Origin of the sequence: Rhizobium sp. M10 (genome assembly GCF_002531955.1) — a bacterium.
GTDB lineage: Bacteria > Pseudomonadota > Alphaproteobacteria > Rhizobiales > Rhizobiaceae > Rhizobium > Rhizobium etli_C.
Map to the genome: position 1 here is coordinate 117,694 of NZ_NWTA01000013.1, position 14,611 is coordinate 132,304.

General features: G+C 63.6%; 14 protein-coding genes. 7 read left to right on the top strand and 7 right to left on the bottom strand.

All coding sequences use genetic code 11. The features are described from left to right. Positions 1-157: 157 nt before the first annotated feature. The 7 genes from CO671_RS21150 to CO671_RS21180 all read left to right on the top strand — a co-directional run bounded on the left by CO671_RS21150 (position 158) and on the right by CO671_RS21180 (position 7,352). Positions 158-1,504 carry an extracellular solute-binding protein gene (locus CO671_RS21150; protein ID WP_097607574.1) on the top strand — a complete coding sequence of 449 codons (1,347 nt, stop codon included), beginning with the start codon at positions 158-160 and terminating at the stop codon, positions 1,502-1,504. Positions 1,505-1,568: 64 nt separating this feature from the next. Next, positions 1,569-2,870: a sugar ABC transporter permease gene (locus tag CO671_RS21155; protein ID WP_097607575.1), complete on the top strand. Its 1,302-nt coding sequence runs from the start codon at positions 1,569-1,571 to the stop codon at positions 2,868-2,870. Positions 2,871-2,872: 2 nt separating this feature from the next. Continuing rightward, on the top strand, positions 2,873-3,715 hold the full coding sequence (locus CO671_RS21160) for a carbohydrate ABC transporter permease (RefSeq protein ID WP_097607576.1): 843 nt from the start codon (positions 2,873-2,875) through the stop codon (positions 3,713-3,715). Continuing rightward, positions 3,715-4,770 carry an ABC transporter ATP-binding protein gene (locus CO671_RS21165; protein WP_097607577.1) on the top strand — a complete coding sequence of 352 codons (1,056 nt, stop codon included), beginning with the start codon at positions 3,715-3,717 and terminating at the stop codon, positions 4,768-4,770. Before CO671_RS21160 ends, CO671_RS21165 begins: the two co-directional genes overlap by 1 nt. Then, positions 4,770-5,549, top strand: coding sequence for a glycerophosphodiester phosphodiesterase (locus CO671_RS21170; protein ID WP_097607578.1), 780 nt, complete (start codon positions 4,770-4,772; stop codon positions 5,547-5,549). The genes CO671_RS21165 and CO671_RS21170 overlap by 1 nt, the downstream gene beginning before the upstream one ends. Continuing rightward, complete coding sequence (locus CO671_RS21175; RefSeq protein WP_097607579.1) at positions 5,533-6,537, top strand: LacI family DNA-binding transcriptional regulator; 1,005 nt, start codon at positions 5,533-5,535, stop codon at positions 6,535-6,537. Before CO671_RS21170 ends, CO671_RS21175 begins: the two co-directional genes overlap by 17 nt. Continuing rightward, positions 6,537-7,352 carry an inositol monophosphatase family protein gene (locus tag CO671_RS21180; protein ID WP_097607580.1) on the top strand — a complete coding sequence of 272 codons (816 nt, stop codon included), beginning with the start codon at positions 6,537-6,539 and terminating at the stop codon, positions 7,350-7,352. Before CO671_RS21175 ends, CO671_RS21180 begins: the two co-directional genes overlap by 1 nt. A gap of 33 nt (positions 7,353-7,385) precedes the next feature. On the opposite strand, the gene CO671_RS21185 is transcribed toward CO671_RS21180, so the two are convergent. The 7 genes from CO671_RS21185 to CO671_RS21215 all read right to left on the bottom strand — a co-directional run bounded on the left by CO671_RS21185 (position 7,386) and on the right by CO671_RS21215 (position 14,596). Beyond that, positions 7,386-9,041 carry a tetratricopeptide repeat-containing diguanylate cyclase gene (locus tag CO671_RS21185; RefSeq protein ID WP_097607581.1) on the bottom strand — a complete coding sequence of 552 codons (1,656 nt, stop codon included), beginning with the start codon at positions 9,039-9,041 and terminating at the stop codon, positions 7,386-7,388. Positions 9,042-9,168: 127 nt separating this feature from the next. Continuing rightward, positions 9,169-10,038 carry a glycerophosphodiester phosphodiesterase family protein gene (locus CO671_RS21190; RefSeq protein ID WP_097607582.1) on the bottom strand — a complete coding sequence of 290 codons (870 nt, stop codon included), beginning with the start codon at positions 10,036-10,038 and terminating at the stop codon, positions 9,169-9,171. 65 nt (positions 10,039-10,103) lie between these two features. Further along, on the bottom strand, positions 10,104-11,198 hold the full coding sequence (locus CO671_RS21195) for an aminotransferase class V-fold PLP-dependent enzyme (protein WP_097607583.1): 1,095 nt from the start codon (positions 11,196-11,198) through the stop codon (positions 10,104-10,106). Between the two features lie 11 nt (positions 11,199-11,209). Continuing rightward, positions 11,210-11,989 (bottom strand): dipeptide/oligopeptide/nickel ABC transporter ATP-binding protein, encoded by a 780-nt coding sequence (locus CO671_RS21200; protein WP_097607584.1) that lies wholly within the window; start codon positions 11,987-11,989, stop codon positions 11,210-11,212. Further along, on the bottom strand, positions 11,986-12,780 hold the full coding sequence (locus CO671_RS21205) for an ABC transporter ATP-binding protein (protein ID WP_097607585.1): 795 nt from the start codon (positions 12,778-12,780) through the stop codon (positions 11,986-11,988). The genes CO671_RS21200 and CO671_RS21205 overlap by 4 nt, the downstream gene beginning before the upstream one ends. Next, complete coding sequence (locus CO671_RS21210; protein ID WP_097607586.1) at positions 12,777-13,610, bottom strand: ABC transporter permease; 834 nt, start codon at positions 13,608-13,610, stop codon at positions 12,777-12,779. Before CO671_RS21210 ends, CO671_RS21205 begins: the two co-directional genes overlap by 4 nt. Beyond that, on the bottom strand, positions 13,607-14,596 hold the full coding sequence (locus tag CO671_RS21215) for an ABC transporter permease (protein WP_097607587.1): 990 nt from the start codon (positions 14,594-14,596) through the stop codon (positions 13,607-13,609). The genes CO671_RS21210 and CO671_RS21215 overlap by 4 nt, the downstream gene beginning before the upstream one ends. Between the last annotated feature and the right edge of the window lie 15 nt (positions 14,597-14,611).

Genomic DNA, 14,611 nt, shown 5'->3' on the forward strand with positions numbered 1-14,611 from the left:
ATAATTTTGCACACGTGCTCAATTTTGTCATTCGGCCGTTACGTTGAGCCCATAGAGCGGGACATGTCACGTTTTCGTGGGGTTTCGGAACGGCCGTCAAGCGACAGTGCTGACCCGCCAAGAGGCTTCACACTGCTCTTCCAGGGAGACGAAGAAAATGACCATTTTGCCGACGTTGAAATCCCTTACGATCGCGGCCGCCATCCTGGCCTCGACCTCCGCCTTTGCGCTTGCCAAGGACGTTACCATCAGCGTCTGGGCCGGCGGCACCGGCCCGAACGACACCTATCGCCTCGACGCCATCGAGATCGCAGCCCAGCAGCTGCAGCGCGAAGCCGCGCTCAAGGGTGAAGACCTGAAGATCACCATCGAGAAGAAGCCCTATTCCGGCTGGGACGATTTCAAGCAGGCGCTGACGCTTGCCGCGGAAGCCAAGACCGCCCCGAACATCGTCGCCAGCGGTCATGAAGATATCGCGCCCTGGTCACAGGCCGGCCTTATCGTTCCGATCGAGGATCACGTTGATCTCGACGCCTGGCCGCTCAACGGCATCTACGAAAACCTGATGCAGATCGCCTCCTACAACGGCACCGTATACGGCATTCCGCAGGATGCAGAATCCCGCCCGATGTTCTTCTGGAGGCCTTACATGAAGGCGATCGGCTATAGCGACGCCGATCTCGATGCATTGCCGCAGAACGTTCAGGACGGCAAGTACACCATGAAGAACCTGCTCGAAGACGCCAAGAAGATGCAGGACAAGGGTCTCGTCCAGCCCGGCTACGGCTTCTATCCGCGCCCCAGCAACGGCCCTGACTACTGGCAGTTCTACACGAGCTTCGGCGGCACGATGGAAGAAAACGGCAAGCTCGTTTTCGACAAGGCGGCCATGACCCGCACCTATCAGTTCATCTCCGATGCCGTGAAAACGGGCGTCACCAAGAAGAACCATATCGGCATGCCGGGTGATCAGTGGTGGAAGGAAGTCGCCACCGGCAAGGCCGGCATCTGGGACGCCGGCACCTGGCATTATGCCCGCCTCGTCAACCAGGAAGGCCTGAAGGATTTCTTCGACAACATCGTCTTCACGCTGATCCCGGCCGGCGAGGGCGGCAAGGCCAACACGCTGACGCATCCGCTCGTCTACATGCTGACCGCAGGACACAGCGATGAAGATACACAGATCGCCGCTCAGCTGATCACGATCGCCTCCGAACCGCGCATCAACGCGCTGCATGCGATCAAATCCGCCCATCTCGGCATCTCCAAAGCCGAAGCCGAAGTGGACTTCTATGCGGACGACCGCTGGGCTCGCGAAGCCACCGAGCGCCTGCTGCCGCATGCCAATGCGATGCCGAACAATTCCGATTTCGGCAAATATTGGAACATCATGTGGAAGAACCTCGAGGCATCCTGGACCGGCGCCAAGACCGTCGACGCCGCCATCGGCGATGCCGAGAACGAGCTGAAGAGCACGCTCGGCGACAAGATCGTCATCCGCTAAAGTCGAAGCACTCTTCCGGGCAGCGGCGACCCCGCTGCCCGGTCCGTCCCGCGAGGAGGCTTCCATGAAATCGTCCAGAGGGCTTGGACTGGTGATGATCGCGCCTGCGGCGATCATGATCGTCCTGTTCTTCCTGATGCCGGTGGTTCTGACGGCGGTCTTCTCGATGACCAATATGACGACCGCAACCGGCATTTCCGGCGGCGTCTATCAGATCGCACCCAATTCCCTGATCCCACTGAAGTCGGCCATGCCCGACATCGCCGCCGAGATGGCCGAACCGCGCTACGCGATCGACGAGGCGGGCCTCAAGGCCGTCGAGGGTCTCGGCCTTGCGCCTGGTATCGCCGCGGAGCTGCGCGCCAAACATGCCGGCGAGGTCTTCCCGACGCGCCGCGAAGCCGAGCGTATGATCAAGGATCTCGCCGACCGGCCTTCGACGCGCGCGGTCAAACAGATCTCCGAACAGTTCAACCGCTCCGTCGTCAACACCCGCTTCGACAGCAAGGAACAGCTGTTTTCGGCGCTGGACACCCTCGGTCTCAAGCTGACTCAGGAACAGAAGGAAACGGTGGCCGAGGCCACCTATACCGGCTGGACCTGGACATCAGACAATTTCTCCCGCATCGCCACCTCGCCTGATATGGCGCGGGTGCTCTTCAACACTGCGCTCTACGTCGCGCTGGTGCTGACGCTCTTCAATGTCGGCTATGCCCTGCTGCTCGCCATCTGGACGCATTATATGCCGCCGACGCCGGCCTCGATCTTTCGCGGTATCTGGCTTCTGCCGCGCATCACCCCCGTCGTCATCTACGTCATGCTGTGGAAATGGCTCGCCTGGGATACCGGTTTCATTTCGATCCTGATGGGCAAGTTCGGCTATCCGCCGAAGAACTACCTGCTCGACAACGCTTATAATGCCTGGTTCTTCGTCGTGCTGATCAACGGCTTCATCGGCGCCTCGATGGGCATGCTGGTGTTCTCCTCGGCAATGAAGGCCATTCCGAAGAGCCAGTTCTATGCCAGCGAGGTCGACGGCGCCTCGCGCTGGCAGCAGATCCGCTACATCATCCTGCCGCAGATGCGCTGGCCGATCCTCTTCGTCACCTGCTACCAGACGCTGTCGCTGCTCGCCTCTTTCAATGAAATCCTGCTCGCCACCAATGGCGGACCGGGCAACGCGACCGAGGTCTGGGCGCTCTCCGCCTATCACACCGCGCTCAGGAATTATGCCGGCAATCTCGAATACGGGCTGGGCGCGGCCATGGCGCTGGTGCTCGTCGTCATCGGCGTGATGCTGTCGCTCCTTTATCTGCGCGTCTTCAACTACGGCACGCTTGTCGCCAAGCCCCTGATCGAGGACTGACCATGGCCGAACAATCGCAGCCCTCGGCAAATTATCGCAGCTGGCCCGTCATAACGGCGCTCACCATCGTCAGCCTGCCGCTGCTGCTGATGTATGTCTATCTCTTCCTCGACACCGTGACGGTGAAGCAGCCGGATGCGCTGCTGCCCTCCGGCCTGACGCTCAATCACTGGCGTTTCCTGTGGCAGACGACGGCGGGCAAGGCGAATATCTGGCAGGTGACGGTGAATACGCTGCTGTTTTCGGCCTGCACCACCAGCCTCGTGCTCATCGTCTCGTCGATGGCCGGCTACGTGCTGTCGCGGCTGAACGTGCCGGCGCGCGGCTTCTTCCTTGCCGGCGTCATGGTGCTGCATGCCTTCCCGTCGGTGACGCTGATCATCGCTATCTTCATCGTGCTGCAGATGATCGGCCTCTACAATTCGCTGATCGGCGTCATCCTGGTGAAGGCGGCGATCGACCTGCCGCTCGGCATCTGGCTGATGAAGGGCTTCTACGACACCGTGCCCTGGGAAATCGAAATGGCCGGCGTCGTCGACGGCGCCTCGCGCTTCCGGGTCTGGCGCAGCCTCGTGCTGCCGCAGGTCAAGCCCGGCATCATGGCGCTCGGCCTGTTTTCCTTCCTCGCCGGCTGGGGCGAATTCATCCTGCCGCAGGTGCTGGCGCCGGGCAATGACGTGCAGGTGCTGTCGGTCTATCTCGCCGGCTTCCTCGCCGACGACAACAATTACGATTTCAATATGTTCAAGGCGGTCGGCCTCTTCTACCTCATTCCGGTGCTGATCGCTTACGCGCTCTTCAACAAATATCTGATGAACATCTACGGCGGCGGGAGCAAAGGCTGATGCGCATCCTCCTCGACAATTTTTCGAAGAGCTTCGGCTCCACCAAGGTCATCGAGAACATGCAGCTCGAAGTCCGCGACGGCGAGATGCTGGCGCTGCTCGGGCCTTCCGGCTGCGGCAAATCGACGACGCTTTTCGCGGTCTGCGGCATCCACCGGCCGACCAGCGGACGCATCCTCTTCGGCGACCGCGACGTCACCGACCTGCCGAGCCAGGCCCGCAATGTCGGCGTCGTCTTCCAGTCCTATGCGCTCTACCCGCATATGACGGTCGCCGAAAACATCGCTTTTCCCCTGAAGGTGAAGGGCGTGCCTGTCTCAGACATTCGCAAGGAGGTCGATCGCATTTCCGGGCTTGTCCACATCGACAATCTCATGGAACGCCGACCGGCGCAGCTTTCCGGCGGCCAGCAGCAGCGCGTGGCGCTGGCCCGCGCCCTGATCCGCAAGCCTGATGTGCTGCTGCTCGACGAACCGCTCGCCAATCTCGACGCCAAGCTGCGCCTCGAAATGCGCTCGGAAATCCGCCGGCTGCAGCGCGAGACCGGCATCACCGCCATTCTCGTCACCCATGACCAGGTGGAGGCGATGAGCATGTGCGACCGCATCGCCATCATGAAGGAGGGCGAGATCGTCCAGATCGCCACGCCGGCCGAAATGTACAATGACCCGAAAACCGCTTTCGTCGCCGGCTTCCTCGGCAATCCGCCGATCACCTTCCTGCGCGGCGTCATGGACAAAGGTGCCTTCATCATCCCCGAGAGCGAGATCCGCGTGCCGCTGCCAGGCACTGTCGGCGCCGCCGAGGGCAGCAAGCTGATGCTTGGCGTCAGGCCCGAGCATTTCACACCGGCGGGTGATACCCCCGTCACCGGCAAGATCACCTTCGCCGAGACACAGGGCCGCGAAAACCTCTACGACGTGGCTCTTGCAGGTGGCCCGCTGTTGCGTTCGATTCAGCCGGTGCGCAACGATATCCATGTCGGCGACCATGTCACCTGGGCGATCGACAGCCGTGGCGTGTTCGTCTTCGACGAAAATGGCAGGAGGATTTGATGACTCGCGATTTTTCGGCTTTTTTCGAGCGCTATGGCTGGCCAGCGGCCAAGGGCCGGCTTCCCTTCTGCATCGGCCATCGCGGCGCCAGCGGCCATGAACGCGAGAACACGCTCGCCGCCTTCCGCCGCGCCGCCGAACTCGGCGCCGAGATGTGGGAGCTCGACACGCAGCTGACCGGCGACGGCGTGGTCGTCGTCTCGCATGACGACCATCTCGAGCGCGTCTTCGGCATCGACCGACGCATTTCCGAAATGACGGCTGCCGAGCTCGCCGCCCTTGACGGCGTCGACGTGCCGCGTTTTTCGGAAGTCGCCGCTCTCGCCCGGGAGACCGGAACCGGTCTCTATGTCGAGCTGAAGGCGTCCGGGATCGGCCTGCGCTGCTGGCGCCACCTTGCCGAGATGAACCAGCGTTTTGCCTGCCTCGGCTCCTTCGATACGGCGCAGGTGCGCGAACTCAGGGACGCGGGCTGCGATTTCCCGCTTTCGGTGCTGATCCGCGTCGGCCATGATCCGCATGCGCTGGGCGACGAGGCCGGCGCCGATATTCTGCATCTCTGCTGGGAGAGGGCAGGCGCGCGGCCGCAGGACCTGGTAAGCGACGCGCTGATGCAGCGTGCCTTTGAGGCGGGCCGCGAGATCGTGCTCTGGCACGAGGAGCGGCCGGCCATTCTCGACGATATCATGAAGCTTCCGGTTCTCGGCATCTGCACGGATCTGCCCGATCTGATGCGGCCGTCGGCAGAGAGGGAAAAAGCAGTTGCCAGACAGGGATAAGGGACCGCGCAAGGTAACCTCCTTCGACGTGGCGCGGGTGGCCGGCGTCTCGCGCGCGGCCGTCTCACGTGCCTTCACACCAGACGCCAGCGTCTCACCGAAGACCCGGGAAAAGGTCTATCAGGCCGCCAAGGAGCTCGGCTACCGGGTGAACTACCTTGCCCGAAGCCTCACCAACAAACGCTCCGATCTCGTCGGCGTCGTCGCCGCCGGCCTCGACAATCCGTTCCGCACATTGCAGATCGAGCATCTGTCGAGAGTGCTGCTTGCCCGCAATTTCCGTCCGATCCTGCTGCCGACCTCGCAGGAGGCGGATACGTCGACGGTCATCGGCCAGCTGCTGCATTACGCCGTCTCCGGCGTCATCGTCACCTCGGACGCACCGCCGACCACGATCTGCGAGCAATGTGCGGCCGAAGGCGTGCCGATCGTGCTGATCAACAAGGGCAACGACATTCCTTTTGTCGATCGCATCATCTCGGACGACCGCATGGCCGGCCATCTCGCCGCCACCCACTTGATCGAAAGCGGCGTGCGAAAGCCCGCCGTGATGGCCGCACCCGCGATATCCTATACGGCGCGGCGACGCAGCGAGGCCTTCATTGCCCGCTGCAAGCAGCTCGGCGCCGAGCCGCAGTTTCTGCAGATCAGGATCAACGATTATCGCAGCGGCTATGACGCGGCCGGCGAACTTGCCGCATCCGGCATTGACGGCTTGTTCTGCGCCAACGACTACATGGCCTGCGGCGTCCTCGACCGCATCATGCGGGGCCGCGGCCGCGACGACGCGCCGCCACTCTCCATCATCGGCCATGACGATATTCCGCAGGCGAGCTGGACCGCCTATGAGCTAACGACGATCCGCCAGCCTTGCGATATCCAGGCCGAACAGACCGTCGATCTGCTGATGAGCCGGATAGCCGAGCCGGACCTGACGGCGCGCGTCGAATTTACACCGGTGACACTGATAAGAAGAAGGACCGCTTGATGAATTCCGCATTCGATGCCGCTGCCATCCGGGCCCGGGCGGAGGTCGCGATCGCCGTTGCCCTCGAGACCGGACGGGAAGCGGCCCGGTTTCGGCGCGACTCTGACCCCGGCATCCTCGCCGTCGAAAACAAGGGATTGCAGGATTTCGTCACTGTCGCCGACAAGAGGGCCGAACAGGCGATCCGCGACGGGCTCCTCTCGCGCTTTCCGGACGATACGTTCATGGGAGAGGAAAGCGGCGGACTGTCGGACGGGGTCGGCGCCTGGGTCGTCGATCCGATCGACGGCACGACCAATTATATCAGGGGCTTCCGTCATTGGGGCGTCTCGATCGCTTTCGTCGCCGGCGGCAGGATCGAGATCGGCGTGGTTTACGACGCTGCCGAGGACAAGGTCGTCCATGCTGTGCGCGGCGGCGGCGCCTTCAAGGATGGGCTTGCCATTCATGCCGCCGCAACCGACGATCCGGCCAATGCGCTGGTCATCCTCGGCCATTCCCGCAAAACGAGTTTCGACGACTATCTCGCACTCTCCCGGCGGCTGCACGAACGCGGCATCGACTATCGCCGCATGGGCGCGGCTGCCATCGACCTGGTTCGCGTCGCCGAGGGTGCCGCCGACCTCTATTACGAACGCCATCTCAATGCCTGGGACATGCTTGCCGGCGCGCTGATCGCCGAAGAGGCCGGCGCTGTGGTGGCGATGCCGCCGATCGACAAGCTGCTTGCGGATGGCGGGCCGGTCATCGCTCACGCGCCGGGGCTTGCCGGCGAATTCGCCTTCATCCTCGACATCGAGGGACTGACCGCCTGATTGCGGCTTTGCCCGATGGCTGCGGAACACCCGTTACGAAACAACACGATTGCGACCGCTCTTTTTGGCCGCATAGAGATTTTGATCGGCGATCTCCAGAATGGTGTTCGGAGATTTGGCGGAGAGGGTACCGGCGACGCCTATGCTGATCGTCACGTGCAACCCGTTGCAGATCTCCGACCAATCCCAGTTTTCAACGGCCGAACGCAGCCTTTCGCAGACATCGGCGGCCCCTCGGGGAGCGCCTGAGAGCAGGACGACGAATTCCTCGCCGCCAAAGCGAATTGCCTGATCGGTAACCCGCAGCTGGCTGCGCAATATGGTTCCAATGGCGCTGAGAACCTGGTCGCCGATCATGTGAGAGAAGTTGTCGTTGATCGCCTTGAAGTGATCGACATCCAGCATCGCGATCGAATATGGACGCTTCTCGGCGGTCAGTTCCTTGAAACGGCTGTCGAGATATTTGCGGTTATAGAGCCCGGTGAGCGCATCCAGATAAACGGCGCTGGCGAGAATATCGGTCTCCTCCTGCAGTTTCTGATAGGAGGCTTCCAGCGTTTCGGCACGCTTCGACTGGGTGTCGGCGACTTCCTTGAGCCGCTTGGTTTCGTAGTAGATTTCCGCCAGACGCGCGCGCTGCTGGGTTCTCTCGGCGCTATTCTGCAAATAGGCCTGATGGTATTTCTTGTGTGCCTCCAGCGCCAGATCGAACTGCCCCAGCCCTTCATGCGCCTGCGACAGGTAAAAATAGATCTGGATATAGGAATCGAAACTGCCGCCGTCGCCGATCAGGTCGACTGCCTCGAGGAGAAGCGATCGGGCCTCCTCGAATTTTCCGTAATTGTTGTAGATCTGGCCCAAGGTGTAGAGATATTGCTGCCTGTCCCTGACATAGCTGTTTTCCTGAAACAGCTGATAGCGGAGCATGCACTGGAGCGCCTTCTCGTGCTCGCCGAGATGGCTGTGGTAATCGGCTTTGTTGCCGAGACAGATACGAGCCGCCCAGCTGTCGCCGATCTCGGTGGCTATATCGAGCGCCTGATCGGTCAGTTCCAGCGCTTGCACCAGCATCCGGCGGCCTTCCTCCGGCTTGCCGAGCGCCTGCGCGATATAGCCGCCTTCCGAATGGGCGCCGCCGAGATTGATGAGCCACCAGCATTCATAGGTCTTGTTGCCGATCATCCTGGCAAGTTCGACAGACCGTTCGCTCATCAGGATGGCCCGGTCAGGCTGCTTGTTGTACCAGAAGATAATGCCGATGACGTTGGTGGCGAGGCTTTGGGCTTTGAGGTCCGCGGCCTTGTCGGCGAGATCCAGCGCGCGGGTCGCTTCTTCGATCGCTTCCTCCGGCAAGCCCAATTCCAGAAGCAACCATCCGAAATAGGCCCGGGCATAGGCTTCTTCTCTGGGCTCTCCGGTCAATTTCCAGAAGTCGACCGCCCGCCGGACATGCGTCAGGCCAAGTTCGGCCTTGCCGGTTTGAAAACAATACCAGGCAATATCCGTGTCGCATTGTGCGGCGAGCCGGCTGTCGCCCCGCGCCGTGGCTTCGGCAAGAATTTCGCCGGCCAGCATGAGTGCCTCAACCGAACGGCCTGTACACCCGAGGCGCCATGCTTCCTGTAAGCCGGAATCTGCTTGTTGCGGAATTGTTACAGTATCAACAACCTGCATATCGAACACCAACATTTGACTGTCGGGTATGAATAAACTCAGAAGTTTAAAATGATGCAAATTGTACAAAACATCCGGCAAACCGGGAAATAGGGGGCCGCAAGCCGCTTACACCTTCGGCGCCATGCGTCGACGCCCGCGGTCAACCCGCCATGCGGAGCCTCCAGGCGCGTTCGGTCGCCGGCGCCTCGTCGGTGGTGATCTGATCCGGCTTCAGGGCCATCAGCGCCTGGAAGTTCCGCCATTCCGCTTCGCTGAAACCGGCCTCTGGATGCTTCAAGGTAAAGGTCCAGGCGTCGACGCGTTTGCCTTCATCCTGGCAGAGCGCGATCATGTCGAGACCCTCATTGGCGGCATCGAGGATCAGCGGCCAGTGAAGATAGACCGTGTCCGGTTCGGTCGGACCGCGCAAATCGGCGCGCAATTCGATCTCGACAGCCTTCCAGCCGCCGGCCTTCCTGATCCCGTAGAGCTTGTCCGTGGGATCGATGCCGCGCAGGAGATGGGGAAGCTTCTCCTTGACCGCGACGATGAGGTCGAGACTGCCGGCGCTGACGATCACCGAGGCGGCGATCTCCTGGAAATGCGCGGAGAGATGCGCGATGCCCTGCGCGCCGATCGCCTCGTAGTCGTCCTTCATGTCGAATTGCAGCAGTGCGGCCGGGTGGGCCGCTTGCAACATGGCGGCGAGGTCTTCGCTGAGGATCAGCGGCCGGTCGCCCCCCTGCATCCTGATATCGCGGAGGTCGCTGAGGCTCTTTTCGGCGATCGGTCCATGACCGGTCGTTTCCCCTTCGAGGTCCTCGTCGTGCAGCACGACGAAACCGCCGTCGGCGCGCACGCGCAGATCAAGTTCCATCGATGCGCCTGCGGCAAATCCCTCCGCCATCACTTCGGCGGAGAACAGCGGATCGGCAAAACGTTTGCGCAGCCGGTGCCATTTCAGACGGGTGCGATGCCCCTCGTGCAAAATCTCCAGGCCCTGCGCATCCAGCAATTTCGACATCTGCATCCGGTCTCCGCGATGCCACTCTCCTGCCTTGCCGAGCCGCGATTATCAAGACCCGAACATAACATTCAGCGACTGTAGGCTGCGGCTATCGCCTCTGCAGCGGCGGCGATATCGGCGGGACGGCCGGTCTGCCTAAGGGCTGCGCCGTAGCCCACGACATTCGAGAGCACTGTCTGGAATGCGGCGCGCGGGCCTGTGTGGTTCAGCCGCACGAGGCGGGCGGGCGCGGTTCCCACGGCTTCCGTCAGGTCGCCCCCCAGCCGCCCCGCGGCCGCGATCACCGAAGCCGGTTCCAGTGCCTCCGGCAACGGCACCGCCGTCACCAGGTTCGACGCTTTTGCCGCCGGCACCCAGGCCGGGGCGCCGAGTGCGGCGAGCCCGGCCCACGTCGCCGATGCCGCCAGCGCATGGCGGGCAATGACATTCTCTAAGCCCTCGGTTTCGATGCGGTCGAGGGCCGCCTCCAGCGCAAAGAATTCCAGCGGCGCCGGGGTTCCGGGCAGGATGCGCCGACCGTCGTCGATCCAGCGCTTCAGATCGGCCAGCGACAGGATCGAGTCGCGCGGCGCGCCGCCCTTGAGAACGAGATCCCAGGCACGCTGACTGACGGAGAGCGCAGAGACACCCGCCGGACCGCCGAGCGCCTTTTGCGGGCCGATCACCGCGATGTCGATGCCGAGATCGTCGACCTCGAGCCGATGCCCGCCGACCGAGGCGACCGCATCGACGACGGTGACGATGCCGCGGGCGCGCGCAAGCGCGAGTATCTCTGGCAACGGATTGAGAATGCCGCTCGCAGATTCCGCGTGAACCACGGCGAGCACATCGATATGAGGGCCGGCCTCGAGCGCTTTGGCGACGGCGTCGATCTCGATCGGCAAGCCCGGCTCGGCGACGAGATTCCGAACGGTTGCGCCGCCTCGCCGCAGCCATTGCCCGAACCAGCCGCCATAGGGACTGGTGACGAGGTTGAGGGCCGAAAGGCCGGGACGCGCGAGACTGACCGCCACGGCTTCCAGCGCCACCACCGCCTCTGCCTGCACCAGCACGACGTCACCCCGGCAGCGCAGAATGCGGCCGATCCTGTCAGCGAGCATGGCGTAGCGCTCCGCGGGGTACGAAGGCGTGCCGAGCAGGGGATTCCAACCGAGATCGAACATGGGCGCCTCCTTCACAACGGTTCGGTCACCAGACGAGGAACGGCTGCCACGAGCGCGCGGCCGGCAGCCGATTGCGGTGCGGCGACAACCGCCGCAGCCGGACCGGTCTCGACGATCCGGCCGCCGTCCATGACGGCGATGCGGTGGGAAACGGCGCGCACCACGGCAAGATCGTGCGAAATGAACAGACAGGCAATGCCGTGCTCCTTCTGCAGCTCGACTAAAAGTTCGAGGATCCTGCCGCGCACGGTGACGTCAAGCGCCGAGACCGCCTCGTCGAGCACCAGCAGCGACGGCCGTGTGGCGATCGCCCGGGCAATCGCCACACGCTGGCGCTGACCGCCGGAGAGCGCGCGGACCGGCCGGCGGGCATAATCGGCAGGCAGGCCGACACGTGCGAGGAGCATGGCGATCTCGCCGGCACGCCGGTTTTTCGACACGACGCCGTGGATGCGCAAGGGGTCGTCGAGCACCCAACCGACCGTCGCCAGCGGGTTGAAGGCGGCCAGCGGATCCTGGAACACCATCTGCATGCGCGCCCGCCTGCGGCGCAGCGCAGCACCTCTCAGCGTCAGCCAATCCTCTCCCTCGAAACGGATCGCACCGGCATCGCAGGAGAGAAGCCGCAGCAGGATACGCGACAGCGTCGATTTTCCGCTGCCGGAGGCGCCGACCAGACCGAGCGTTTCCCCGGCTGCGATCGTCAGCGAAACATTGTCGAGCGCGGCAACCCGGCGGCCCGCGGAAGAAAAGCCCTTCGAGATGTTTTCTATGGACAGCAGAGGATTCATGGCGCCAGCTCTTCGATCAGGGGTGGCGTCGCGAGGTCGCGATGGCTGGCGATGAGAGCGGCGGTATAGTTGCTCACGGGCGCCGAAAGCACCGAACGCACGGGACCTGCCTCGACGAGGCGCGCATCGCGGAAGACGGCGATCCGATCGACGAAGCCGGAGGCGAGTGCGATGTCATGGGTGATGAAAAGCAGCGTCATGCCGTCCTCGCGCACCAGCCCGTCGAGCAGGCGGACGATCTCGGCCTGGACCACGACGTCGAGGGCGCTCGTCGCCTCGTCGGCGATCAGCAGCGCGGGCTTGCCAGCGATCGCTGCCGCGATCGCCACGCGCTGGCGCTGGCCGCCGGAAAGCTGATGCGGAAAGGCCCGCAGCGCCTTGTCCGGCTGCGGTATTCGCACTCGTCCAAGGAGTTCCTCGGCTCGGATAGAGGCCTGTTTCCAGCCGAGCCCGAGATGGCGCCTGGCGCCCTCGGCGATCTGCTCGCCGACCGTCAGGACGGGATTGAGGCTCGTGCCCGGATCCTGGAAGACGAAGCCGAAATCGCGGCCCGGGCGGGGCGGGTGGCCGAGGGCGGGCCAGAGCATCTCGCCGGTGACTTTCGTTCCCTCGGGCAAAAGACCGGCGAGCGCCCGGGCGAGCGTGCTCTTGCCGGAGCCGCTTTCACCGATGATCGCCAGCCTTTCGCCGGCGGCGATATCGAGATCGACACGGTCGAGCGCCGCAGCATTGTTCCTGCCGCGCCGATAGGTGACCGAAAGCTGCCGGAGGCTGCAGAAGATGTCGCTCACGCCGCCCTCCCGCCGTCATCGCCAAGCGCCTTGCCGAGACCCTCGCTGAAAAGATGAACGCCGAGCACGGTCACGGCAAGTGCCGCGCCCGGCAGGACGGAGAGATAGGCGGCCGAGCGCAGCACGCTGCGGCCCTCGGCGATCATCGAACCCCAGGTGGCGATATTCGGATTGCCGAGGCCAAGAAAGGAAAGCGCCGCCTCGGTGAGGATCGCGCCGGCGACGATGGTCGCGGAAAGCGCCAGCACCGGCGGCAGGGCGTTCGGCAGGATCTCGCGAAAGGCGATTTCCGCCGGATGCATGCCGATCACCCTTGCCGAGGCGACGTAATCCTGCTCGCGGATCGCCAGCACCTGGGCTCGCGTCAGCCGCGCCGGATCGGCCCAGGCGCCAAGCGCGATGGCAAGCACGACGATCGGGGTCGACACCCCGATGGTGCTGACGAAGGCGAGGGCAAGCAGGAAGCCCGGCACGATCTGGAAGGCATCGACCACGCGCATCAACGCCTCGTCGACGAACCCGCCGGAAAATCCGGCCGCCATGCCGACGCAGACACCGAGGACCATGGCCGAAAAGGCTGCCGCGAGGCCGACGGCAAGCGAGGTTCGCGCGCCGTAGAGCAGGCCGGCGAGCACATCACGTCCGAGGCGATCCGTGCCAAGTGGAAAGGCCGGGTCGGTGAAGGGCGCAAGCAGCGCCCGCCCGGCGATCCTGAGCGGATCGCCGGGCGAAATGATCGGGGCAAGCAGCCCGACCGACAGCAGGATGGCCAGGATTGCAAATCCGGCCATGCCTTCCCACGTGCCGAGCAGACGCTGGAGACGGCTCATGCGCCGCCCTCCGAAGCGCCGATGCGCGGGTCGAGCGCGGCATAGATAAGATCGACGAAGAAATTGACCGAAATGACGAGAACGGCACTGGTGACGACGATGCCCATCAACAGCGGCGCGTCGCGGCCGTTGACCGCCTCCTGTGCCAGGCGCCCGAAACCGGGGATCGCAAAGACGCTCTCGATGACCACGCTGCCGCCGAGCATGGCCGCCGATTGCAGCCCAAGCATGGTGACGAGCGGCAGCGCCGCATTGCGCGCCACATGGCGCAGCACGATGCGGCTGCGCGACAGGCCCTTGGCGCGGGCGAAAAGGACGAAATCCAATTTCCAGGCCTCAGCCATGCCGGCCCGCATCACCCGCAGGAACAAGGCGAGATAGATCAGGGCAAGGGCGCCGACCGGCAGGACCAGATGATCTGATATGTCGACGGCGCGGGAAAACCCGGTCTTGCCCGAAGCGATCGTCTCGATGCCGGCGATCGGAAACCAGCGCAGCTTCACCGAAAAGGCAATGCTCAGAACCAGGCCGAGCCAGAAGCTCGGAATGGCATAGACGATCAGCGAGCCGATCGACAGCAGCCGGTCGCGCAAGCTTCCCGGCCGCGCCCCGGCGAGGATGCCGAGCGCGGAACCAAGGCCGAAAGAAAGCGCCGTCGCGCTGCCCATCAACAGCAGCGTATTGGGCAGGCGTTCAGCGATGAGCGCGCCGACCGGCCGGTCGAAGGCGACCGACCAGCCGAGATCAAGCCGCGCCAGCGAGGAAAGATAGAGCCAGAGCCGTGCCAGCACGGACCGGTCGAGGCCGTAGCTTTCGCGCAGCGCCTGCCTGAGTGCCGCATCGCCGCCGCCGATCGCGCCCAGATAGGCATCGACGGCATCGCCCGAGGCAGATTCGAGCAGGAAAAAGGTGAAGATCACCACGATCAGCAGCACTGGAAGGCTGCTGATCGCCCTACGCCGCAGGAGGAGGATTGCGCGTTTCACGCCGGATAAGGCCTC